This window comes from Collinsella sp. CLA-ER-H8 (genome assembly GCF_040092335.1).
Taxonomy (GTDB): Bacteria; Actinomycetota; Coriobacteriia; order Coriobacteriales; family Coriobacteriaceae; genus Collinsella.
The window spans coordinates 15,702-39,613 of the sequence record NZ_JBBNLU010000007.1 but is presented as its reverse complement, the minus strand read 5'-3'; the positions used below and the strand labels follow the sequence as shown (position 1 = coordinate 39,613).

At 59.8% G+C, this 23,912-nt stretch carries 21 protein-coding genes; 9 read left to right on the top strand and 12 right to left on the bottom strand.

Annotation, left to right across the window (positions count from 1 at the left end; all coding sequences use genetic code 11):
- Positions 1-131 precede the first annotated feature (131 nt).
- Positions 132-1,010: an ATP-dependent sacrificial sulfur transferase LarE gene (locus AAAX72_RS05995; protein WP_349129538.1), complete on the top strand. Its 879-nt coding sequence runs from the start codon at positions 132-134 to the stop codon at positions 1,008-1,010.
- Positions 1,011-1,793: 783 nt separating this feature from the next.
- Here AAAX72_RS05995 and AAAX72_RS05990 read toward each other — a convergent pair.
- From AAAX72_RS05990 to AAAX72_RS05965, 6 genes are all read right to left on the bottom strand, one after another.
- The gene (locus AAAX72_RS05990; protein WP_055310174.1) at positions 1,794-2,246 is read right to left on the bottom strand and encodes a PTS sugar transporter subunit IIA; all 453 of its coding nucleotides are present in this window, start codon (positions 2,244-2,246) and stop codon (positions 1,794-1,796) included.
- 11 nt (positions 2,247-2,257) lie between these two features.
- Entirely contained in the window at positions 2,258-3,196 is a 939-nt protein-coding gene (locus AAAX72_RS05985; RefSeq protein ID WP_349129537.1) for a transketolase family protein, read from the bottom strand.
- Complete coding sequence (locus AAAX72_RS05980; protein ID WP_349129536.1) at positions 3,196-4,026, bottom strand: transketolase; 831 nt, start codon at positions 4,024-4,026, stop codon at positions 3,196-3,198. The genes AAAX72_RS05985 and AAAX72_RS05980 overlap by 1 nt, the downstream gene beginning before the upstream one ends.
- A 63-nt stretch (positions 4,027-4,089) precedes the next feature.
- Positions 4,090-4,773 (bottom strand): fructose-6-phosphate aldolase, encoded by a 684-nt coding sequence (gene fsa, locus AAAX72_RS05975; protein ID WP_006235616.1) that lies wholly within the window; start codon positions 4,771-4,773, stop codon positions 4,090-4,092.
- Between the two features lie 124 nt (positions 4,774-4,897).
- Positions 4,898-6,172, bottom strand: a complete 1,275-nt coding sequence (locus AAAX72_RS05970) for a class II D-tagatose-bisphosphate aldolase, non-catalytic subunit (RefSeq protein WP_195192740.1) — start codon at positions 6,170-6,172, stop codon at positions 4,898-4,900.
- 144 nt (positions 6,173-6,316) lie between these two features.
- Positions 6,317-7,789, bottom strand: a complete 1,473-nt coding sequence (locus AAAX72_RS05965) for a fructose-specific PTS transporter subunit EIIC (protein ID WP_117800246.1) — start codon at positions 7,787-7,789, stop codon at positions 6,317-6,319.
- Positions 7,790-8,204: 415 nt separating this feature from the next.
- Between AAAX72_RS05965 and AAAX72_RS05960 the strand changes: the two genes are divergently transcribed.
- A complete protein-coding gene (locus AAAX72_RS05960) occupies positions 8,205-9,215 on the top strand; it encodes a LacI family DNA-binding transcriptional regulator (protein WP_349129534.1) in 1,011 nt (336 codons plus the stop codon).
- Between the two features lie 119 nt (positions 9,216-9,334).
- Positions 9,335-10,318, top strand: a complete 984-nt coding sequence (locus tag AAAX72_RS05955) for a DNA/RNA non-specific endonuclease (protein WP_349129532.1) — start codon at positions 9,335-9,337, stop codon at positions 10,316-10,318.
- Between the two features lie 129 nt (positions 10,319-10,447).
- Here the strand turns inward: AAAX72_RS05955 and AAAX72_RS05950 are convergent, their stop codons facing one another.
- The 4 genes from AAAX72_RS05950 to AAAX72_RS05935 all read right to left on the bottom strand — a co-directional run bounded on the left by AAAX72_RS05950 (position 10,448) and on the right by AAAX72_RS05935 (position 15,104).
- On the bottom strand, positions 10,448-12,523 hold the full coding sequence (locus AAAX72_RS05950; protein ID WP_349129530.1) for an elongation factor G: 2,076 nt from the start codon (positions 12,521-12,523) through the stop codon (positions 10,448-10,450).
- 310 nt (positions 12,524-12,833) lie between these two features.
- Complete coding sequence (locus AAAX72_RS05945) at positions 12,834-13,598, bottom strand: amino acid ABC transporter ATP-binding protein (RefSeq protein ID WP_349129528.1); 765 nt, start codon at positions 13,596-13,598, stop codon at positions 12,834-12,836.
- Positions 13,591-14,244 carry an amino acid ABC transporter permease gene (locus tag AAAX72_RS05940; protein ID WP_349129526.1) on the bottom strand — a complete coding sequence of 218 codons (654 nt, stop codon included), beginning with the start codon at positions 14,242-14,244 and terminating at the stop codon, positions 13,591-13,593. The genes AAAX72_RS05945 and AAAX72_RS05940 overlap by 8 nt, the downstream gene beginning before the upstream one ends.
- Positions 14,244-15,104: a transporter substrate-binding domain-containing protein gene (locus tag AAAX72_RS05935; RefSeq protein ID WP_349129524.1), complete on the bottom strand. Its 861-nt coding sequence runs from the start codon at positions 15,102-15,104 to the stop codon at positions 14,244-14,246. Before AAAX72_RS05935 ends, AAAX72_RS05940 begins: the two co-directional genes overlap by 1 nt.
- A 338-nt stretch (positions 15,105-15,442) precedes the next feature.
- On the opposite strand from AAAX72_RS05935, the gene rlmD reads away from it, so the two are divergent.
- The 6 genes from rlmD (at position 15,443) to AAAX72_RS05905 (ending at position 23,166) form a co-directional block, all read left to right on the top strand.
- Positions 15,443-17,179 (top strand): 23S rRNA (uracil(1939)-C(5))-methyltransferase RlmD, encoded by a 1,737-nt coding sequence (gene rlmD / locus AAAX72_RS05930; protein ID WP_349129523.1) that lies wholly within the window; start codon positions 15,443-15,445, stop codon positions 17,177-17,179.
- A gap of 1,192 nt (positions 17,180-18,371) precedes the next feature.
- Entirely contained in the window at positions 18,372-18,593 is a 222-nt protein-coding gene (locus AAAX72_RS05925) for a helix-turn-helix domain-containing protein (RefSeq protein WP_349129522.1), read from the top strand.
- Between the two features lie 138 nt (positions 18,594-18,731).
- The gene (locus AAAX72_RS05920; RefSeq protein WP_349129521.1) at positions 18,732-20,546 is read left to right on the top strand and encodes a phage/plasmid primase, P4 family; all 1,815 of its coding nucleotides are present in this window, start codon (positions 18,732-18,734) and stop codon (positions 20,544-20,546) included.
- Positions 20,547-20,559: 13 nt separating this feature from the next.
- Complete coding sequence (locus tag AAAX72_RS05915) at positions 20,560-20,880, top strand: hypothetical protein (protein WP_349129520.1); 321 nt, start codon at positions 20,560-20,562, stop codon at positions 20,878-20,880.
- Positions 20,881-21,181: 301 nt separating this feature from the next.
- Positions 21,182-21,640: a plasmid mobilization relaxosome protein MobC gene (gene mobC, locus AAAX72_RS05910; RefSeq protein ID WP_271761324.1), complete on the top strand. Its 459-nt coding sequence runs from the start codon at positions 21,182-21,184 to the stop codon at positions 21,638-21,640.
- The gene (locus AAAX72_RS05905) at positions 21,640-23,166 is read left to right on the top strand and encodes a relaxase/mobilization nuclease domain-containing protein (RefSeq protein ID WP_349129519.1); all 1,527 of its coding nucleotides are present in this window, start codon (positions 21,640-21,642) and stop codon (positions 23,164-23,166) included. Before mobC ends, AAAX72_RS05905 begins: the two co-directional genes overlap by 1 nt.
- A gap of 39 nt (positions 23,167-23,205) precedes the next feature.
- Here the strand turns inward: AAAX72_RS05905 and AAAX72_RS05900 are convergent, their stop codons facing one another.
- Complete coding sequence (locus tag AAAX72_RS05900) at positions 23,206-23,484, bottom strand: hypothetical protein (protein WP_271761329.1); 279 nt, start codon at positions 23,482-23,484, stop codon at positions 23,206-23,208.
- Positions 23,477-23,830 (bottom strand): hypothetical protein, encoded by a 354-nt coding sequence (locus AAAX72_RS05895; RefSeq protein WP_349129518.1) that lies wholly within the window; start codon positions 23,828-23,830, stop codon positions 23,477-23,479. Before AAAX72_RS05895 ends, AAAX72_RS05900 begins: the two co-directional genes overlap by 8 nt.
- Positions 23,831-23,912 lie beyond the last annotated feature (82 nt).

The following is a 23,912-nucleotide window of genomic DNA, read 5'->3' as shown; positions in this document are numbered from 1 at the left end:
ACCGCACTTTACAAGCTTGTATATAACGTATATAGCATATTGCACTTTCGTTACATAGCTGGAAGTCTTATGACAAGCAGCTCGGTGGGATTATAGTTTCATCCGAGCTTTAATAACTGTAAGGAACTTTCATGCTTTCAGACACCGCCGCACCCGCAGAGGAGCTTCAGGACAAACTCGCAGCACTCGAGCAGCTGCTTTTGGCATACGGACGCGTCGCCATCGGCTTTTCCGGCGGCGTTGACAGCAGTTTTTTGGCCGCCGTATGCGCCCGCATCATGCCTACCAATACCCTCCTCGTCCATCTCACCACGCCGCTCATCGGCACGCCCGAACAGGCTTCGTTTGAGCAGTCCGTTGATGGACAGGCCAATGAGGGGCCGCATTTTAAGCTCCCCGTGCTCAATCTTTCGGTCGATCAGCTGCAGCTCCCCCAGGTAGCCTGCAACGATGCCAATCGCTGCTACCACTGCAAGCACGCCGGCTTTACCGCCATCGTCAACCACGCCAAGTCGCTCGGCTTTCCCACCGTCATCGATGGCAGCAATGCAAGTGATCGCGGCGACTACCGCCCTGGTATGCGCGCGGCAGAAGAGCTCGGCGTACGCTCCCCTCTCATGGAGGTCGGCTTTACCAAGGACGAAGAGCGCGAGCTGCTGCGCGCATGGGGCTATCCCGTTTGGAACCTGCCGGCGGGAGCATGTCTTGCCACGCGCGTTCCCACGGGCGAGGAGCTTACGCGCGAGAAGGTCGATTTAATCCGCGCCTGCGAGGATTACCTGCACGATCTTGATCTGGCACAGGTACGCGCGCGCTTGATCGGCGGCTGCATGCATATCGAGGCCGCACCCGCAGATGTTGCCAAGATTGCCGCCCTCGGCGGTGCCGCCATCGACGACAAGGGCAAAACCCCGCTGCCCGCCGTTATCGAGTCCGCGCTGCGCGAGCTGGGCTGCGACCATATCTCCCCCGAGGTCACCCCCTACATTCACGGCAACATGAACCTTTAGGTTACGCCGTTTTACAAACGGCGTAACTGCTCGGCGCTGCGCAGGCCCCGGGCACGGCAATCTGACGTTCAACTTCACGGGCGCGACCAAAAGGTCAGCGCCCGCTTGTTTCACGTCACCTTACCGCACCCGGAGCCTGCTCGCTCGCATATGCTCAACCTGGACTGCGTTAACTGACCTACCAAAAAGGGACAGGTTTATTTTGGCAGGTTTTATCTTGGGAAAATATCGCGAGGCAGTCGCCCCTCTAGCACCCATCAAACTTCGAGAGACACAAGAGGGGCGACTCGGCTGCATCTACTTCTTCCGATAGCGGCGGTTGCGGCTCGTCGATGAACCCATTACTTCGATGAGCCCTTTATCCGCCATTTTTGGCAGATGGTAGTTGACGGACGAATTTTGGCATTCCGTCTCTCTAAAACAATAGATTTATCTCTCTAACTTTAGAGAGATAAGCGCCTTGTTTTAGAGAGACATTTGGAGAGATGTATCGAATTCGCTGCTAGATTGCCTAATGCTATCTCTCTAACCAACCTTCTCTTTAGAGCGACATTTAGAGAGACGAGCGCAATCTCTCTAATCAAGGGCTCCACTCTTTAAGGTGCACACTTCCTAACCGTGCCCTAAGTTGCGGTGAAATAACTCACGATTAGCCTGCCAAAAAGGGACAGGTTTATTTTGGCAGGTTTTATCTGGGGAAACGCAAACAGGGCCGCGACACCTATATGGCGTCGCGGCCCTTTTCCTTGGAGAAGGATCGATTGATTGAACGGGATGACCGTTCTAGTCTTCGAGTCCGCTATTGATGAGCTCCGCAATCTCAACGGGATCGGTGCTCGCGCGCACCTTATCGCGGAAGCCGGCGTCCATCAGCATCACGGCAGCCTTGGAGAGCAGACGCAGGTGCGTAGTTCCGGCCTCGCCGGCGGGCACGTACAGCGCGAGCGCAACATCGACGGGCACCCCATCGAAGCTCGGCCATTCAACGGGCTCGGTCAGTTTAAGCACGGCAACGCCCGGCGTGTGGATCGCATCGCTTTTGGCATGCGGAACGGCAAAACCGGCGACAAGGCCGGTCTCGGCCTCGTTCTCGCGAGCAATGAAGGCGGCCTCTACGGCAGATGCGTCATCGGCAAAGCCGAGCTCGATGGCCTGCTCGGACAAATAATGTAGGGCGTCCTCGCGCGAGGCGGCGGTATACCCGATTGTCACTTGGTTGGCAGATACAAATCCCATGGAAACCTTCCTTACAACACGGACCTGACCGCAGCTTCGATGCCGTCGGCGTCCAAACCGTACTTGTGCAGCAAATCGACCGCAGGGCCGGACTCGCCATACACATCGCGCACGCCGACGTGACGCATCGGCACTGGATGCTGCTCCGCGAGCACCGAGGCCACGGCCTCGCCAAGACCACCGATAATCGAATGCTCCTCGGCAGTGACCACGCGACCGGTCTTCTTGGCGCTGGCAACCACCAGGCGCTCATCAAGCGGCTTGATCGTGTGCATATTGATGACCTCGGCATCGATACCATCGACAGCGAGCGCCTCGGCAGCCTCAAGCGCCTCGGCGACCATAAGGCCACAAGCGATGATGGTCACATCGGACCCCTCGCGCACGACCACGCCGCGACCAATCTTGAACTCATAGTCCTCGTGATCGTTAATGACCGGCGTTGCCAGGCGTCCGAAGCGCATGTAGACCGGTCCCTCAAACTCATAGGCGGCGCGCACGCAAGCGCGAGCCTCGATGTCATCGGCGGGAACGATTACCGTCATACCCGGGATCGTGCGCATGAGCGCGATGTCCTCGCAGCACTGATGCGTGGCGCCGTCCTCGCCCACCGAAATGCCGGCATGAGTAGCGCCAATCTTGACGTTGAGGTGCGGGTAGCCGATGGAATTGCGGACCTGCTCGTAGGCGCGACCGGCGGCAAACATCGCAAAGGTGCTCGCAAAAGCAACGCGACCCGTGGTCGCGATGCCGGCGGCAAGACCCATCAGGTTGCTCTCGGCAATGCCGGCGTCGTAGAAGCGCTCAGGGTGCGCAGCCTTAAACTTACCGGTCTGCGTGGCGGCGGCCAGGTCGGCATCGAGAACCACAAAGTCATCGCGCTCATTGCCCAGCTCGACAAGTGCCTCGCCATAGCTAACGCGCGTGGCGACTTTCTTGACGTCTGCCATTAGAGCTCCTCCCCTGCTGCTGCGAGCTCGGCCATGGCCTGCTCAAACTGTTCATCGTTGGGTGCCTTGCCGTGCCAGCCCACCTGGTTTTCCATAAAGGAGACGCCCTTGCCCTTCACCGTCTCGGCGATAATGGCCACGGGCGAGTCGCTCACTTTGCGGGCCTCGGCAAAGGCGGCGGCAATCTGCGCCATGTCGTTACCGTCGGCGAGCTCGATCACATGCCACTTAAAGGCGCGGAACTTGTCAGCGAGCGGCATGGCCGAGTTGACCTCATCGATCGTGCCGTCAATCTGCAAGCCGTTGTGGTCGACGACGGCAACAAGATTGTCGAGTGCATGGTTGCCGGCGAACATGGCCGCCTCCCACACCTGGCCTTCCTCGCACTCACCGTCGCCCAGCAACGTGTAGACACGGTAGCCGTCGCCCCAGTGCTTAGCGGCAAGCGCCATTCCAACTGCAGCAGAGATGCCCTGACCGAGCGATCCGGTGGACATATCGATGCCAGGGACGTCGTTCATGTTGGGATGGCCCTGCAGTCGGCTGCCAATATGGCGGAGCGTCTCGAGCTCTTCGACGGGAAAATAGCCGCGATTTGCCAACACCGAATACAGGCCCGGCGCCGCGTGACCCTTGGAGAGCACAAAGCGATCGCGATCGGCCTTGTGAGGGTCGGCAGGATCGATATTCATTTCCTCAAAGTACAGATACGTCATGATGTCGGCAGCACCGAGCGATCCACCCGGGTGTCCCGACTTGGCCGCGTGAACCGCAGTCAAGACACCCTTCCTGACCTCATTGGCGACCTTCGCCAGCTCCTGGTTGGTCATACGAATTCCTCTCTTGAGAACAACCCCGGCACCGGATGACACGATGCCGGGGCAATCCACTCGTTAAGCCTGAGCGACGACCTTCTGCCAGTCGGCCTCGAACGAGGCAAGGCCCTGATCGGTCAGCGGATGGTGCAGGCACTTCTTAAGGGCTGCCATGGGCACGGTCGCGATATCGGCGCCAAGCAGCGCGGCCTGGGTTACGTGGTTGGGCGTACGAACCGAGGCGGTGATGATCTCGACGGTGTCGTCGACGTTCTTGCCCGTCCAGTCGTAGTTCTTAATGCAGGTCACGACGTTGTCGAGCTGCGAGATACCGTCCTCGGCGATGTCGTCGAAACGACCGACAAACGGGCTGATGTAGCGAGCACCGGCGTTGGCGGCCATAAGGGCCTGCGTCGGCGAGAAGACGAGCGTCATGTTGACGCGCACGCCAGCATCGGCCAGCGCACGGCAGGCGGCAAGGCCGGCCTCGCACACGGGAAGCTTGACCACGATGTTGGGGGCGAGGGCGGCAAGGCGCTTGCCCTCCTCGATCATACCCTCGGCAGTGGTCGCGGTAGACTCGGCGGACACGGGCAGGCCCTCGCAGAGCTCGGCAATCTTGAGCATATGCGGCTCAAAGTCGGCAAGCTTGCCGCCGGTCTTGGCGTACAGGGACGGGTTGGTGGTAACACCGGCCAGGCAGCCCCAGCTCTTGGCCTCGGCAATCTCGTCCAGATTGGCGGTATCGATAAAGAACTTCATGGTGAACCCCTTCAAAGGAAGCTAAAACTCAAAAGAATGGGACAAAGGGACTGCCCCTTTGTCCCATGTGCCGGGCCTGCAGCTGGGACATGCCCCAGGCCCGGCGTCGCGTAGGAAAAGCTACTTACTCGGCAAGAGCGGCCTCGATGCGGGTCGTGACGCCCTTGAGGTTAAGACCGACGACGTACTGCTTGATCGGGCGCTTGATGTGCTCGATGACAAAGCGCTTGCCGTCGATGTCCTGAGCGGCGAGGTTGCGGTAGAGCTTCTCGACCTGCTCCTTGACCTCAGGATCGTTGAACGCATAGTGACCGGAGACATCCAGGATCTTCAGGCTGAGCTCATCGTCGGCAAGAATGTCGTCGACCTGCAGGTTGACGTCGTCGCCAGTCATCCACTTGCGCCAGCGCTCGGTCTTGATAGCCTTGACCAGCAGGGTGTGATACAGGTCGGAGGGGTCATCGCACAGACCGTTGTCGACCAGGATCTGCTCGGTGGCGCAGAGCTTGAGGTAGGCGCGGGTCTCCTCGGTGCCATACTGTGGAGCGACGTTGGAGGCGGTCACGTGTGCCGGGATGTGCTCGAGCAGCGTCGCGTCGTCCAGATAGTCGGCGTTGTGCTCCTTCAGGCCCACGCCGTAGCGCTTAGCCATGTCGGCGAGCTCGCGGGCATTCTTGAAGTTGTAATGGCCGACCTGCTCGGTCCAACGGGTGAGCGTACCGGTCTGGCCGACGATAAAGGTGGGCATGGGGCAGCCGCGCTTCTCGAGCTCGGGCTGCAGCTGAGAAATGAACTCCTCGTACTTATCGGTAGAGGTCAAGCCGCCATTGGTCTCCTCGGTACCGACCTCATAGGCAACCTCGGGCAGGTTATGCTCGCGACGGTACTGCTCAAGGTAGTCGATAAGATCGATCGTGCGGCGAAGCACCACGTCGAGCGGAATAACCTTGCCGATCTGATAGGGGTCCTTGGTGGGGTCGACCATCAGCAGGTCAAAGCCCGCCTCCATGTCGGCGACGAAGGACTTGCGGGCGAGCTCCATGGCCTCGTCCTCGGGCAGGTGGGCGTTACGCTCCTCGTCGCGCTGCCACGGACCGCCGTGATCGCGGCACAGGTAGTACGGACCGGTGTAACCCACCTCGTCGGCAACCTTCTTGATGTCGGCGGCAAAGCGCGTCTGGTCCCAACCGTTGACGTAGCCGGCGCCCATCTCGTCCATATCGACCTGGTTGCGGCTGGCGATAAACATGGGCGGGAAATCCTCGTCCTTGGCAAGCTCGAACACGGCCTGAATCAGGTTGGGGCTCATGGGGCCAATGCCGACCATGGTTGCGTGATCGCCGCTATCCTGCAGCTTGAGCATGCCCTGAACGGCCTGACGGATGGTGAGGTTGGACATTTTGTTCTCCTTCTCCAGAGGATTTTTGACAAAAGTTCCCTGGGACCCAGATGTGGGCCCTATCAGTACGGATGGATTTTGTTGTGTAGGGGCGGTTGTGCGGAGTCAAATCCATCCCTCCGCACAACCGGAGTCCTTAAAGGTTTACTTGGCCTGCTTATCGAGCGTGGGCTTCATGGCAATCAGGATTGCAGCGGCGACCACGGCGCCAATCACGATGTCCAGGCAGAACAGCGCGACGTTGTTGGTGGCAAGGGCGACGATAAAGCCACCGTGCGGGACGTAGCAGTCGATGCCCTGGAAGGCGGCAAGTGCCGCACCCACGGCAGAGCCGATGCAAATGCCGGGCAGGGTGTGACCGAGGTCCTTGACCGCGAAGGGGATAGCGCCCTCGGTAATACCGATGCAGCCCATGAACAGCGCGGAGATGCCCATCTGACGGTCAGCGTCATCAAACTTGTTCTTGGCGATGAGCGCAGCGAGGCCACAGGCAATCGGGGGAACGGCAACGGCGACGCGGAACATACCATTAGGACCGTAGATGCCGGAGGCCATGATGGCCATGGTGAAGGTCGAGGCGGTCTTGTTGATGGGACCACCCATATCGAAGGCGGTCATAACGCCAATGACCAGACCCAGGACAACTGCGGAACCGCCCTGCAGGCTGCCGAGCACGCCGGTGAGCCAGTCCATCACAAAGCCAAGCGGCGTGGCCAGGATGTAGATATAGGCCATGCCCAGGACAAGCGAGGTCAGAATCGGGATAATCAGGATGGGCATGATGGTCTGGATGGTGTTGTTGACCTTCCAGGTCTTCATCCAGCGGACAAAGTAGCCGCAGATAACTGCCATGATCATGGCGCCCAAGAAGCCGGTCGAAACGCTGTTGCCGTTAGGGGTAACGACTGCGTTGTTGACCAGGTAGCCCAGGACAAAACCGGGGGCGAGCGCGGGCTTGCCGGCCATCGAGTAGGAGATGTAAGCCGCAAGCACCGGGATCATCATGGAGATGCCGGCCATGCCGATGGTGTTAAGGCTCACCATCAGCGGATTCGTAACCTCCATGCCGTTGGCGCCGGCGGTACCGGATGCCAACGAGAAGGCGAGGAACACGCCACCGATAACGACAATGGGGATAAAATAGGAAACGCCGGTATTGAATGCATTGAGCAGCGTCTTGCCAGGATCGGCAAAGATAGACTGCTTGGACGCCGGTGTCGGGGCCTGCGGGGCAGCGGAGACGGCCTTCTTCTCTGCCTTGGCCTCGGCCTTGGGCGCGTCAACGGCGCCACCCGTCGCCTTGATAATCTCAACAGCCTGGTCGATGATCTTGACCGGATCGGCGATCACATCGGAAGTACCGACCTTGAGGAACTTGCCCTCGGCCATCTTCTGCTCAAAACGGTCCTCGTTCTCGACACCCACGTCGACGGACTCCAAGACCAGGTCGGCGGAGTCCACGTCTTCCTGCGTGAGCTCATTCTCGATACCCAGGCCACCCTGAGCCTCGACCTTGCACTCGATGCCACGGGCGGCGCATTCATCCTGAATCGCCTTCTGGGCCATATACGTGTGGGCGATACCCACGGTACAGGCGGCAACGCCTACGATCTTCATTGCTTCCCTCTTTTCATAGAGTTGCGTGCGCAAGACACCGTTTGCGGAGGCCTCCGGAGCATCCCCTGCCGTTTGGACTTGCTGTCTTTTCGACAAGACCAATATAGGTGCTCGTTTTTCTTAATGCCAGCTTATTTCGGTAAACGCGCAGGTCAGAGCGTTGGTTATGCGATTTAGTTATGCGTTTAACCAAAAATGAATCCTGCGATTTTACCCTCGATTTCAAAAGTCAAGAAGTATTTGATTTTCTCGGTAGACGGCAGATGCGCATGCCGGTCACAAATTTCGACCCCACCCGTATACCGCATTTGTTGTATACCCATATGAAAGGAAAAGGTCGCTCACCGAAGCGTATCCCCCACCAAGACTCAAAGTCATCATGTTGGAAAATGCTCATCTGTCGGAAGGAGTCGCTGTGGCAAAACAGCGCGTTACGATCGCAGACGTCGCTCGAGAGGCGGGAACCTCGACGGCAAGCGTCTCGTATTACCTCAACAACAAACGAGAAAAGCTTAGCGAGAAGACGCAGAACAAAATCGCGCGCGTAATTAAGGAACTCGGATACGTTCCCAATGCCCAGGCGCAAACGCTCACCGGCAAACAAACCCACGTCATCGCCATCATCATTTTGGATAACACCAACAAATGGGCGGGGCTCGTTCTCAATGGCATGGAGCAGGTCATGCTCCCCGCGGGCTGCCAGACGGCCGTTTGCACGAGCAACTTTAACCCCGAGACCGAGCTCATGTACGTCGACAAGATGCTCTCGCTGGGCGTCGATGGCTTTATCATCCAGCCCACGGCAAACTTCAAAGCCGTGCACGACCGCATTAGACGCGCCGGCAAGCCGGTCGTCTTTTTCGATGCGGCCATCTATAGCCCAGGTACCAGCTGGATCAAAACCAACCTTTACGACGGCGTGTACAACGCCACACAGGCACTCCTCGACGCCGGCTACGAAGACTTCTTTTCCATTGCCGCCAACATGACCGAGATGCGCACCCGCATGGAGCGTTTTCAGGGGTATGCCGAGGCACTGGCAGCGAACGGACAACTCTACAAAGCGATTCCCATCGATCACAACAAGCCGTCAATCAACGAGCTCACCGAATACTTTAAATTCAAGTTCAATCCCGCCAAGCGTACGCTCATCTTTGTCCAAAACCAATGGGCGCTCCCCCGCGTCTACAAGGCGCTTCAGCCCATGGCCCATCTGCTTCCGCAGCAAATCGGCCTTTTGGGACTCAACTGCGAAGACTGGACTAATCTCACCACGCCGACTGTCTCCACCATCATCGAGCCCGTCGACCAGGAAGGTCGCGAAGCAGCCGAGATGCTGCTCGCCCTACTTGACGGCAGCAGCGAACCCGGCGAGCAGCGCATTCTCGAGTGCAAGCTCAACTGGCTCGACTCCACCTCGATCTAGACCGCGGGACAAATTAATCAGTAGTGTTTGTCCCAAATCTTAAGTATTTGTTCGATAGAACGGCCCCTGCCGGCTCCTGCTAGACTGGTAGATTCCCAACCGTCCATCCAGGAGCCTCAATGTCGCGCAAGCCCGCCTACAAGCAAGTACTTTCCATCGGCACCGCCGTGGTGCTCGGGTTTGCGCTGTTTACGGGATCGCTCGACGGAGCGCCCAAGTTGCTGTCGCCGCAAAGCAATGAACAGGCGGCGGCTCTGGCCGAAAAGCAAAACGAGAGTCCCAGCCGCACCGAGGACGAGGCAGGCCTGGTCGCTCGGCTCGAATCGGGAACGGCGAGCTCCTCGGACCCTCAAAACGGCCAGGACCCTGGCGATGGCTCCGATTCCGCCGCAACCGACACCGGCGACGGCGCTTCCGCGGACAGCGCCGCCACCCCCATCGACGAGGTCGAAAACCCCGACCTCAACCGCGCCCGCGGTGTTTATCTCAGCAGCATTCCCGACTACGCCGGCAACCCCTACGTTGCCCTTCGCGCCGACAGCACGCACCCGCTCGGCACACCATCATTCACGCTCGATGAATACGAGCGCGCTACAGAAGAGGGTTGCTTTAAGAAATTCTCCAAGCTCGACAGCCTGGGCCGTACTCGCAAGGCGCTCGCCTGCGTAGGCCCCGAATCGCTCGGCCAGGGCAAGCGCGGCGATATCTCGCGCATCCACCCCGCCGGCTGGCGCCAGCAGCGCTACGACTTTATTCCGGGCCAGAGCCTCTACAACCGCTGCCACCTTATCGCCTGGTCGCTCTGCGGCGAAAACGCCAACCGTAAGAATCTCCTCACCGGCACGCGCTATCTCAACGAGACGGGCATGCTACCGTTTGAAGAGCAGATTCTCAACTACATCCACGACACGGGCAACCATGTTCTCTATCGCGTCACGCCCATGTATAACGAAGAGGAACTCGTCTGCCGTGGCGTGCGCCTTGAGGCGCAATCGGTCGAGGACCACGGCAGGACCCTCTGTTTCCACGTATATTGCTACAACCTGCAGCCGCATGTGCAGATCGACTACGCCACCGGCCGCAATCAGGCCTCGGGAGACTAGGGCCGACCAAGCTGCCCCAAAACCTACCATGATCCGTTTTCCTCCGCCCCCTAGGGATCAAAAGGGGCCGCCCTGGATTGCCCAGAGCGGCCCTTGCATCGGCATGTATATTACAGGCAAAGTCACACGCTACTTGGCGCGGCCCTCCTCATAGCGCTCAACCAGCTTGGCCTGAACGTCATAAGGCACCTGCTCGTAGCCTGCAGGCTTCATGGTAAAGTCACCCGTGCCGCGCGTGATAGAGCGCAGGCGCGTCGAGTAATCCGCCAGCTCTGCCAGCGGCGCCTGGGCAATGACCACGGTGTCTCCGCGCTCATCGGTCTCCATGCCCGTCACGCGACCGCGCGAGGCCGAGATGTCGCCCATCACGGCGCCGGCGTAGCTCTCGGGGATAGTCACCGTAATTTCCTCGATGGGCTCCAGCACCACTGGGTCGGCATCGGCACATGCCTTGCGCAGGCCGATGCGAGCCGCCGCGCGAAACGCCATCTCGTTGGAGTCGACGCTGTGATACGAGCCGTCGTACACAGCCACGCGAATGCCCGTGAGCGGGTAGCCGGCAATGATGCCGTCCTTCATGGTCTCCTGGACGCCCTTGTCCACGGCGGGAATCAGCGAGCGTGGAATGCGGCCGCCTACGACCTCATCCACAAACTCGTAGCCGTCGCTCGTGCCGTCGGGCCCAATAAGCGGCTCCACGCGCAGCCAACAGTCGCCGTACTGACCGGCACCACCGGTCTGCTTCTTGTGGCGGCCCTGGGCGCTCGCCGTGCGGCGGATGGTCTCGCGATACGGAATGCGGATCGGCACGCTCTTGGCCACGACCTTGGTACGGTCCTCCAAACGGTTGAGCAGCACCGAAACCTGCGCCTCACCCACGGCGGAGATAATGGTCTGGCCGGTCTCCTCGTCACGATCGATGCTCATGGTCGGATCGGCCTTGCAGGCCTTCTCGATAAATGTGTAGAGCTTCTCTTCGTCCCCGCGATTCTCGGCCTCGATGGCAATGCGGTACTGCGAGTTGGGGAACTTAAACGCCGCAGCCTCGACCTTGCCGGTAATCGAGAGCGTATCGCCCGTCTCGGCCGCCAGCTTGGGTGCCACGATAATGTCGCCGGCATAGGCGTGACCGACCTCGGTCATGTCGCGGCCGCACATCACATACAGGTGAGCCAGACGGTCGCCCTTGCGCGTGCGCGCGTTGACCAGCTCAAGGCCCGGCTCAAGCGTACCCGTCAGCACCTTAATAAAGCTGATGCGACCCTGCTGCGGATCGGCCAGGGTCTTAAACACAAACGCCACCGGACGATCATCGTCGCTTGAAATCTTGAGCGAATCACCGTCGATAAGCGGCATCTCGCCGTAGTCGGTCGGCGCCGGGAAGTATGTGGCGATGTCGTCCATCAGCGAGTTGACGCCCTGCTCCTTAATGCAATCGCCCGCAAAGACCGGCACAAAGATGCGCTCGGCGATCGCCTTCGACAGCAGGCCTTCAAGCTCCTCCTGCGTCAGCGTCTCCTCGCCTTCCAAGTACTTCATCATCAGTTCGTCGTCGGCCTCGGCCACCAGCTCGCACAGATGGTCATGGGCTTCCTCGGCCTGGGCACGATACTCCTCGGGAATCTCCGACTCAACGGCTTCGGTGCCGTTGCAATGGCGCGCCTTCATACGCACCAGGTCGATGATGCCGCCAAAGTCCTCGCCCTCGCCCCAGGGAAGGGTCACGGCGCCCAGGCGCGTGCCAAAGCGCTCCTGCAGCAGGTCCATCGTGGTCGCAAAGCTGGCCTCGGAGCGCGACAGGCGGTTTACGAACACCGCACGCGCCAAGCGCAGGTCCTCGGCGGCATACCAGAGCTTAACCGTCGTAGGCTGCGGGCCGGCCTCGGCGTCGACCACAAACAGAGCCGTCTCGCAGACGCTCATCGCGGCAAAGGCGTCGCCGATAAAATCGGGGTAGCACGGGGCATCGAGCACATTGATGCGCGCGCCCTTCCAGTCGATCGGCGCAATGGTCGTCGAGATGGAAAATGCACGCTTGACCTCTTCGGGGTCATAGTCGAGCGTGGGCTTGGTGCCGTCGTGGCCGCCCAGGCGGGCGGTCTTGCCGGAAAGGTGGAGCATGGCCTCGGCGAGTGAAGTCTTGCCCACCCCGCCTTGGCCTACGAGCACCACGTTCCTTACGTTACCGGTCTTGGGAGCACCCATGATGACCTCCTTGCAGGGCCGCGCGCAATGCGCGACGCCAACGGGGAGAGTTCGCGGTCGGTGCCACCCCGGGAGCAGCATGGTCGGCAGCCGAGCCGACTCACCCTCCAAATGTCCTATGCCACCACCCTACCCTCACGGGCGGCTGTCCATGCATACCTTTCGGCGCACGTATGAATACAGGCGGCGAGAGGAAGAGACAAGCTTGTGAGGCGATTATTGAATCCCGTCGATGCAAACAAAAAGCCGCCACAGACCGTAAGACCTGCGGCGGATTCGCCTCAATTAATAGTTGAGTAAATACCTGAGCCTATCCCTCGATACGGCTCAAGAACTCACGGGTGCGCTGCTCACGCGGATGGTCGATGACCTGCTCGGCAGGACCCTCCTCGACAATGCGGCCGCCATCCATAAAGACCACGCGGTCGGCAACATCGCGCGCAAACTGCATCGCGTGGGTCACGATTACCATCGTCATATTCTGCGCGGCAAGGTCTTTAATGACATGCAGCACCTCGGCCGTCAGCTCGGGATCGAGTGCCGAGGTTGGCTCGTCAAAGAATAAGATTTCCGGATCGAGCGCCAGGGCGCGGGCAATACTCACGCGCTGTTGCTGACCGCCCGAAAGCTCACACGGAACCTTGTTCTCGTTGCCCGTAAGCCCCATCTGCGCGATCAACTCGCGCGCACGAGCTTCCGCCTGCTCGCGCGGGCGCTTAAGCACGCGGATCGGCGCGTCGATGATGTTTTTCATCACGGTATAGTGCGGGAACAGGTTGTAATTTTGGAACACCAAGCCGAATCGCGAGCGTGCCCGCTTGGGCACATCGCCCTTCGCATAGACCGCGCCCGAACCCGTATCCGTCGCAACGGCAAGGTCACCAAACGAGAGCGAGCCTCCGTCGAGTGTCTCGAGCAGCGTGGCACACCGCAGCAGCGTGGACTTGCCGCCGCCCGAAGGCCCGATAATCGCCACGACCTCGCCACGCTTCACCTCGAGCGAGATATCCTTGAGCACCTCATTGCCGCCAAACGCCTTACGCGCGTTTTCGATTTTCATCACTGAGTTAGTCATGATAATAGTCCAGCTTCTTTTCGGCGGCGCCCAGCAGCATCTCGACCACAAAGTTAAAGACCCAGTAGATCAGCGCCGCAATCGCAAACGGCACCATGCTCACCTGCGAGGCGACCAGCGCCTTGGCCGTCGAGAACATCTCACCCACGCCAATGGCAAACGCCAGCGACGTGTCCTTGACCAGCGTGATAATCTCGTTGCCCATCGCCGGCAGAATACGCTTGGCGACCTGCGGCATCACGATATACAGAAACGTCTGCACGCGCGAATAGCCCAGCACCTCGGCAGCCTCGTATTGACCGCGCGGAATGGACTGCAAGCCCGAGCGATAGATCTCGGCAAAGTAACCGGCGTAGTTGATGATGAACGCTACGACGCACGCCGTCCACTTGGAATCGGGCGTGAGCGAAATGCCAAACACGTAGTACGGGGCAAAGTAGATGGCAAACATCTGCAGCATGAGCGGCGTACCGCGCATGATCGAAATGTAGATGCGCGCAATCCAGCGAAGCGGCGCGATTTTGCTCATGCGCATAAACGCCACGGGAATTCCCAGCGGAATCGACCCGAGCAACGTCAGCACAAACAGCTGCAAACTGACCAAGAATCCCTGGCCAAGCATCTGCATCATGACCTGAATAGACATTACTTGAGCACCCAATTATCGAAAGATAGACCATAGCTTGAATACTTGTCGCAGAGATCCTTAACCGTACCGTCATCGTAGAGTGCCTTGAGCGACTCGGTCACGGCGTCGGCCGACTTGGTGTCGCCCTTCTTAAAGCCGACGGCGTAGTGCTCACTGGACAGCGGCTCATCAAGCTGCGTATAGGCATCGGGCTTGGCGGCAAGCTGATACTGGGCAATCGAAAGGTCGCAAGCCACGGCATCGACCGCGCCGCTCTCGAGCTGCATAAAGGCCGTGTTGTACTCGCCGATGGTATCGAGCGTGGCAAACGTCGCCGCCAGATCCTTCTGATCACCCTCGAGCACATCCTGCGCAGCGGAATCGGTCTGGGTAATCACAGTCTTGCCGGCAAGATCGTCCCAGCTCTTGATACCTGCATCCTTCTTGACCACCAGCACCTGCTCATTGAGCATGTACGGCTCGGAGAACGTGTAGTCGTCCTCGCGGCCCTCCATGGTAAAGCCGTTCCAGATGCAGTTGATGGCGCCCGAGTTAAGCAGCGTATCCTTGGCGTCCCAGTCGATGGCCTCGTATTTGACCTCCCAGCCCTGCTTATCGGCAACAGCCTTGGCCAGATCGAGGTCAAAACCAGTGTACTCGCCGTCGTCGCCCACAAAGCCGTACGGAGGATAGGACTTATCAAAGCCCACCACGAGCTTCTTGGACTCCGCAGCACCCTTCACATCCTTGGCCGCGGCAGAGCCTGCAGCGGAGCCCTTGCCGGCACCACCGCCGCAGCCGACAAGACCAAGGCCAAGCACCATGGCAAACGAGCCGGCTAGACCAACAAATTGACGACGAGACATATCGGTATTCATGGTATTCCCCCTTGATGGCACTTTAGTTAGGTAAAGTGAGTCATGTAACGTTCAGAATCATACACTTTAGTGAGATGGAGTACAAGGGAGGGTTTGCCCGCCGGGTGCCGGGGCAGGGGTTAAGTTTGCTGCTCTACAGTCCTGCTCACGACGGAGAGCACATTAAGTGCTCTCCTGTTCGTGCGGAACTCGCGACAAACTTAACCCCTGCCCCGGCACCCGGCGGGCAAACGTCGTTGGGCTTATCACTGACATGAAATGGGCGCTTGCATATCGCCCGCTGTCTTGGCACGGTACAATGCTTGCAGCTTTTAATTCATGAATTAGTGGAGTTATTGATGGCAGAATCTCGTGCGGAGCGTAGGGCTCGTCGTGCTTTGATGGAGGCAACTGAAGGGTCGAAGGAGGAGAAATCTTCTACGAAACCCAAGTCTTCTAAAGCTGCAAAAAGCAAATCGACCAAGAGCAGAGCTAAGGCCAAACGTTCTGACTCTCGTCGAGGCGGGGATAAGGCGCCTCAGACTCGCTCCAAGCGCTTGCATAAAGATCTGGCTTCGTCTGCGCGTAAGGCTGTGGACCCCAAGTCTCCTTGTTCCATCATGAAAGCTTGCGGTGGGTGTACGGCGCTCAATCGTCCTTATAAGAAGCAGCTCGCCGCCAAGCAGGCTGCTATGGAGGGGCTTTTTGCTTCGCTTTGTGAGCGTGAAGGCATTGCTGTAGATCCTATTCGCGGTATGGGAGTCACCCTGGGCGACCCGGGCAAGTATCCTTCGCCGCGCGGTTTTCGCCATAAGGCCGCCACTCCGTTTGCTCCTGGTAAGGAGGGTGCTGTCCGCTGCGGCTTCTTTGAGCGCGGTTCGCACAGAATCGTTGCTGTGCCCGAATGTCCTGTCGAGGCGCCGGGCGCTCGTCAGATTCTTAACGGCATCGCGCGTGAGGCTGAGCGCCTGCACATTCCCGCCTTTAACGAGGACAAGCACCTGGGCTTGCTTCGCTATGCCATCGTTCGCTGCGGTTGGCGTACCGACCAGATCATGGTCACCCTCGTGACCGCTCAGCGCGACCTACCGCATGCGCAGGAGTTCTTTGAGGCTGTCGCCGCACTCGATTCGCATATCGTCACCGTCGCCCAAAACATCAACGGTCGCCCCGGCAATGCCATCTTGGGCGAGGAGACTCGTATCGTCTATGGCGCCGAATGCATGCGCGATCAGTTGCTCGGCTGCGAATTCGACATCTCCCCCACCGCGTTTTATCAGACCAACCCGCAGCAGACGGAACTGCTCTATCGGCTCGCTATCGACGGTATGGATCTGCACCAGGGCGATGTGCTTATGGATGCCTACTGCGGCAGCGGCACCATCGGTCTTTGCGCAGCCAAAGATGCCCAGAACAAGGGTATCGGCATTATGCTGCTCGGCGTGGAGCGCAACCCGGCGGGCATTGCCGATGCACGTCGCAATGCCGAGCTCAACGGCCTCACCCGCAGCGCTTGGTTTATGGCCGACGACGCCACCGATTACATCCTGGATGCCGCCGATAACAACGAGCGGATCGACGTCCTTTCCATCGACCCGCCGCGCGCCGGCTCTACCCCCGAGTTCCTCGAAGCTGCCTGCGCGCTTAAGCCGCGCCGCATCACCTATATCAGCTGCAACCCCGTAACTCAAGAGCGCGACCTGCATCAGCTCCTCGACGGAGGCTACCGACTGCTCAAGATCACGCCCGTCGACATGTTCCCTCACACCGACCACACCGAGACGGTTGCTGTTCTATCTCGGAAATCTGCATCGAAGTCTTTCATACCGGTTTCCATCAGTCCGAAGGACATGGGGCTGTCTGAGGAGAAGGAGCAGCCGACGTACGCGAACATTTGTGATTACGTTCAGAAAACGCACGGCATGAAGGTCAGTTCCCTGTACGTCGCGCAGATGAAGGCCGAGTGCGGACTGGAAACGCAAGCCGACAGGTCGGGTGATAGGAAGCAACCGAAGTGCCCGCCTGAAAAGCGCGAGGCGATTCTGGATGCGTTCCGTCATTTCGGACTCATAGGAGAAGACGGGACGGAGAAATAGGACGCCGTATTTTGCGTTTTAAGACGTTTTAAGCCCGCTGGGGTACTTGTGTACCCCTCGGGCTTTTTCGTGCCTTAAAACGCCTCTGAAGCGGTCTGAGGACGTTCGAGCGCCCATGTGCATCTCGCGTTCGCTCGATGCAAGGGTGGCCGCCCTGCGGGCGGCGGTTGGATGTGGGCGGACGTACAGAAGGGATGCGGCATGGGCTTGTTCCATTTGTTCCAATTATTTTCAAACCTAAAGCGCGGAAAAGGTGCGGGCACCCCCTCCGTCTGGTCGGCAACTACGGCGCTTCGCGCCTCCGTTGCCTTCGAGAAGGTACGCATGAGGCATGCGAAATCGTATTGGATGGTTCTCATGCTTTTCTGCGTACCCAATATGCGATGAGGCGAGCCGAGGGCGCAGCCCGAGGCGTAACTAGCCTGCATTGAGGACGCGAAGCGTCCGAAATGCGCACCTGCTTAGGACAGAAGAATCACCTGTTCCCTCGTTTATGAGCGTTTTGTCTGACCACATGCTGACCACATGACCACAAGAAAAAATGTCGTGGTCACCATCTGGTCAGCTGAATCCCTAGGTGCCATCAGGCTTTTTGCAATTCCTGACCAGATGACCACATAATTTAGGACTTATTTTTAAAAATTGAAAAGGACTACGTAATACGCGTAAATAAATAAAGTTTGTCGGATTTTATCTGGTCATGTGGTCATGTGGTCAGAACGAAAAAAATCCCTTGATAAAAGAGGGGATTTCATTTCAAGAGCTGACCAGATGCCCGTTTTGATGTGGTCACACATGTGGTCAGCCCTCACGTGTACCTCTTGTTGCAGTCGCTGCTTTCCGGCGGTGCGGAGGGTTGCTTTTTCGAGCCTTTCCATTCGTTTACGAGCGGAAATAGGCTCTGAACTGCGGCTACTGGAAAATTGATATTGCTTTAATTGTCCTAATGGCGTATAATGAAACTAATATAGTTAAATGGCTCAGCACCCGTCCCGTCCTTGATGCGGGGTTGCTATCGGGAATAGGAGCCGAGCGCTCGGTCGAATAGGCCGTGCGTCACGGGCGAAACAACGAACACGAAGCTCCCGTGGAAACCGAGATAGGCAAGGCTTTGCGCCTCTGTCCCTCTTTGGTTTCCACGGGAGCTTTTTTTGTTTCGCGAAAAGGACTTTGAACATGGAGGTGGCTGGTTATGGCTAAAGGAAAGAAGCAGGTAAAAGAGGTAAATCCCCTGTACATGACGACGCGCGAGGTGGCGGCGTTCCTCGGTTTGAGCGCGGGGACGCTCTGTGTCTGGCGCTCTCAGGGCAAGGGTCCGAACTACTACAAGGTCGGAAACGCGGTTCGTTACAAGATTGACGACGTCGAGGCTTGGAAGAACGCGAACGTGAAGCACGTCGAGCTGACGAATTAAGGAGGTGGGAATATGGAGGCAAAAGAAAAGAGCAATTCCTCCGCCGCCACAGCAAAGGGAACCGCTCCGTCTAACTATAAATATTTTAGCTCATTACCGCCCATTTTTCAAGTATCTGACCCGCAGGCAAAAGATGAGATGAAGAGGGGGCGTGCGTACGACGAGGGGAATCAGGGCGAGGCGTACAACCCTGACTACCTGTACGGCGGGGAGAACTACCACAAGGCGCTCAGCGATGTGGTGAGCTATGTGCTGCGCGACTGCGCGGGTGATGGCCTGTCCGCTCTCTCGGACGTCGTGGTCAAGGTGACGAACGCCCTTGTGGCGTGGGTCAACCTGTCCGAGCCGCCATCCAATCCGGAGGCGGGCAAGATTTACGGCAGGGGCTTTCGCTGGCCGAGGCTCAAGAGCATCGACCCCGTGCAGGCCGCCGAGCTGGTGTTCGCGCAGGAGGTCATCCGCATGGTCTGCGTCAAGGAGACCGTGGACAAGCCGACCTCGGAGGGCGTGTTCGCCATGTACGACCCCGACGAGGGAATTTACCGCGAGATTGGCGACGGGCAGATTGACCTGTGGTGTCAGGAGGTCGTGGGCGCCGTGAACGGCAACTGGAAGAAGAACTTCGTCCAGAAGCTGCACGACATGGCATCGCGTCGGGAGAACCGCGTGTGCGAGTGCGATAACCCGTCTCTGGTCTTCATGGCCAACGGAATCTGGGATTACGAGGAGCGCGTCCTGCGCGAGTTCTCCCCCGGGGTCGTTGCGCTCAGGAAGAGCGCTACGCGCCTCCCCGACAAGGAGCCGCCCGTCCCCGAGCACACGATGCCGGATGGCTCGAAGATTGACTTCTGGCAGCTGCTGGACTCCTACGTCCCCTACGACGGCGGGCGCGACCTGCTCGTCAAGGTGGCGGGGGCGTCCCTGCGCAGTTACCACAACTGGCGCGTCATGGTGACCTTCTACAATCAGGCGGGTCACAACGGGAAGAGCACCTTCCTCGACTGCCTCAAGTCGCTCGTCGGCTACGACGGGTGCATGACCTCAAGCCTCGCGCTGCTTGCCGGCGGCACGGATGGCGGGCGGTTCGGCGTGTCGAACATCGTGGGGGTCTCCCTCATCACGTGCGAGGACTCCGACTCGGGTGCGTACCTGAAGGACAACTCGCGCCTGAAGTCAATCATCTCGCATGACGCGATAGGCGTGGAGCGCAAGAACAAGGGCGTGTTCGACTACACGCCCCACGCGCTGATTGTCTGCGCCGCCAACGACATCCCGAAGACCCGCGACAAGGGGGACGCTTGGCTGGCCCGCAACATCTACGTCCCGTTCACGGGGCAGTTCGTCGGCAAGGCCGACGACAAGACCATCCGTTCCGAGTGGGTCGTGTCCCCCGAGTTCTGCGAATACCTTGCCTATCAGGCGCTGGTGAAGTGGGACCGGTATTACGAGCTGCCCGAGCCTGAGGAGGCCGCGCAGCTGAAGCGCGAGTGGGTTCTCGGCAATGACACGGTGGCTGAGTTCTGGGAGGACGTCAAGGATTCGATTCGGGCCGACTTCGTGCCGAATGAGTACCTGTCCATGCGCTACGACGAATGGCTGGCCGCGGAGCACAAGGGCATGCGGATGCAGATGAGCCGCAAGGCGTTCATGGCACGAATCGTCGAGCTTGCGTGCTCCGACGGCGAATGGACGCAGAGCAAGGACGCGAGCGGGTCCGTCCTCAAGACGAGCTGCGAGAAGTGGTGCCCCGGCTTGACGGTCTACCGCACGCGAGATGGCTATGGCGGCGCGGGCGGATTGGTCTACTTCTTGGGCAGACGTCGCGGGATTTTCCGCACGGTCGTCCTCGATTACTGCACCGCCCATGGCACGACTCCCGCAGACCTCGGTGCCGGTTACGCGGCGGTGAGGGAGCAGCTTGGTCTTGCGACGGATACGGAAGACAACGATTAAGGAGGAATAGATTATGGCAACGAAGAGGTTTGATGATGTGGCCGAGAAGGCACGTGCGTTAGAGGCTCAGGCGAAGAAGCTGCGCCGCGAGGCGCGGGCCGCGAGGACGAAGGCTTACGCCGACGCGCTCGTGACGGTTTTCCCTGAAGTGAAGGGCATGGGTTCGGCGGAAGAGGTCCTTGACTTCGTCAAGGGACTGAAGCCGGGCACCGGACACGGAACGCCGGATGCGCGCGCCGCTGGCGCTGCGGATTCCGGTCATGTTCCTACCGCAGAAGCTGGAGAGTCGTCGGAAGCGCACGGCGGTTTTTCCGGCGCGGCCTACCAAGGGTAGCCGTGCCGGGTTCCACCGAGGGATTCGGGTTCCATGTCGGACAGGGGAAGTCGTTCCCGTGTCCGACATGGACGGGTGAGGCTCGGTGGACAAAAGGCGGGGGTTCGAAGGGGGCGGCGCAGCCGCCCCCTCGCAAGCTGACGGAGTAGGGCAAATTGCGAGAATCGCAATTTGTACGTACGAAGTCAATGCTTGCTCTTTTCCCCTTTGCGCAGAGACGTTGTGAGATTAGCCGAAAACGGCATTTCGGATTGTCCGCCGCAGGCGGGCGTTTCGGATAGCGGCAAAGGAGGTGTTCCGCATGGCGGAAACGTATGAAAAAAGAAGCGGGAAGGCGACGCGCCAGAAGTACGTGAAAGACCGCCGTGACAAGGTGGTTCAGGTGCGTATGAACGACGCGGAGCTTTCCCTGCTGGACGAGCAGCGCGGGACGTGCTCGCGTTCCAATTTTCTTCGCGGCGAGCTGTACGCGAGTCGGTACGCGCCGCCCAGCCGCGAGGTGGTTCTGGACGTCCCGGCCCTGGACCGTGTCCGTGTCGAGCTGAACCGCATCGGCGTCAACATGAATCAGATTGCCCGCGCGCGCAACCGGCGCTTGAGCGGCATGGGAATGCTCGACGCGACGCGTGAGGAAATGAGGACGAAGGACGAGGCGGAAGCGTTCCGCGAGTTCCGCGATTCGGTGGACAAGCTCCGGGCGCAAGTCGATGGACTGCGTGCGGATTTGCAGGCGTACGTGGAGACGGGAGGTGATGTCTGATGTCAACGACGCATGTGCAGTCGCTTCCGAACGTGCGCGGGCGCATGTCGTACACCGAGTTCGGCGAGGGAAAGCGCAGACGCGCTCATCTGGAAAACGGCACGGACCGCATCGCTGCGCAGATGGGTGACGCCGCCTCAAGAGAGGACTTCATTGTCTACTGCGAGGGGCAGAAGCATCGCCACCCGAACGCGGTCAACGAAGGCTACGAGCTACGCATCTCATGGGCGACCGACGAGCTTGACCCAAGCAAGGCCGACGACATCCAGCGTGGCATGGAGTACGCGTACACGCTGTGCCACGAGCTTGCCCCCGACTCCATGTGCTGGGTCACCATGCACGTTGATGGCGAGGGAGGCTGCGTGCATGCGCACGCGACCATTGCGAACCACGACGCCCGTACCGGTCAGGTCATCAACAAGGGGGACACGAGCCTCTACGCTCCGCGTGTGAAGGCGGTCAATGATGAGCTGAGCCGTGAGAATGGTTTCTCGGTGCTCGGGGCGGACAAGGAGATGTCCCTCTGGGAGCAGAAGCGCGAGACGTTCCAGCCGGATTCTTTCGACCGGCGTCTCGGCGACAGGGTGGCGGATGCCCGCGACCGCTCCAGCACGCTGGACGAGTTCAGGCGCAATCTTGGGCTGAGAGGCGTGACGCTGAAGGAGACCACGAAGACCGACAGGAAGACCGGCGAGGTCACGACGGGATGGTCCTACAAGGCTGTGGACGAGTGGGGACCGAAGCGCCGCACCCGCAAGCGCCGTGCCTCCAACCTCGCCGACGACCTGACCCGCGAGGGCATCGAGGCGTACTTCGAGGCGAAGCAGCGCGAGCTTGAGGTACCGCAGCAGGACGCTCCGGCACCGGAAGTCCTTCCCGACGTGCCCGAGACGGCCGAACCGGCAGCACAGCCCCCTGCGGATTTCGCTCTCGACGTGTACGACCTCGACCGGGCGTACGTGTCGGAGATGGCGTCCGACCTTCAGAAGGCGCACATCCACCGCTCACGCGAGGAGGGCAAGCCCTTCATGGACGAGCGCTACGAGAGGCTCGTGGAGGCGCGCAACCACCCGGACGAGCAGCTGGCGAAGCTGCGCGAGGACGTGGACGCAGCAAGGCGCGAGTTCCATGCCTCCAAGGAGGCACGCGACACCCTGCAAAGACCGTGCCCGGGGCTTCTGGCCGGCATGCACGTGTTCGCCAAGGCGGGGTGCAACGCCAAGGACCCCGTGTCCCGCATGATGGCCGACATGACAGCCATGATGCTGCGCATGATGATTCAGGAGGCGCTCGCGGAGGAGGCCCGCAGGCAGCGCGAGGAGGCGGAGAGGCGCGTCTACGAGTCCCGCAAGAGTATGTGGGATGCCGAGAAGCGCCTCAAGGCAGCGGAGAAGGCGCTGTCCGACGAGGACGAGCGCGAGACCAAGGCGCATGCCAAGAGCATGCGGGCGCGCTATGCCAGGGCGCGAAGTGTCAGCCCAAGCACGCCGAGGTCGGCGGACAAGGACACGCAGTTCGGCGAGTAGCCGAAAAGATGAGGGAGCAGCGTCAAGCTGCTCCCTTTCTCAATGGATTTCAGGTGCCGGCACGTAGTCCCAGCTGGTCCCGAAGTGTGTGATTCCCCACACGTACAGGTCAAGCTCCTCGTCGTGGAACACCGGCTCGTCGGTGTGCTCCATGATAAACGACGGGTCCTGCACGATGTACCACTGGAAAATCTCCTCCCACGGTGCCCAGTCCCCGCTCACGGGTTCGAGCGGGCGGTTGGCAATCTCGTTCGCGAGCACCATTCCGCCGCACGTCTCGGCAAGGTCGGCGTAGGTCTTGATGCCGTAGTCACTCACCGCTCTCCTCCTCCGCTTCCCGCTCCTCGATTCGCTTGAGGTATTCCGCCACGCAGTAGCGCATGGTGCGCAGGGCCTCGCAGTCGATGCTCTCCGCGAGGATGTCCCCGTCGAGCACGACCTCGCCCAGCGCGTTCACGAACCGCCACTCCATCACGTTGTCGATGCGCCTGAGCACGTCCTTCAGGGTGCCGCTGTCGCGCATGGGGGCGTTGCCGTCCACCTTCGCCATGCGCTCAAGCTCCTTGGCCTTCGCCGAGCAGATGCGGGCGGTGCGCCTGAGCACCTGCGCCCTCCACATGGCCTCCTCCTGGGGGCTGCTGGGTTCAAGACGCTCCTTGTCCATCGTGTACCTCCTTATCTTCGTTTCAGAGGCACCCGACGCCGCAGGCGTCTTTCACGCATGCCCATCCAAAGCCCAGCGAAAG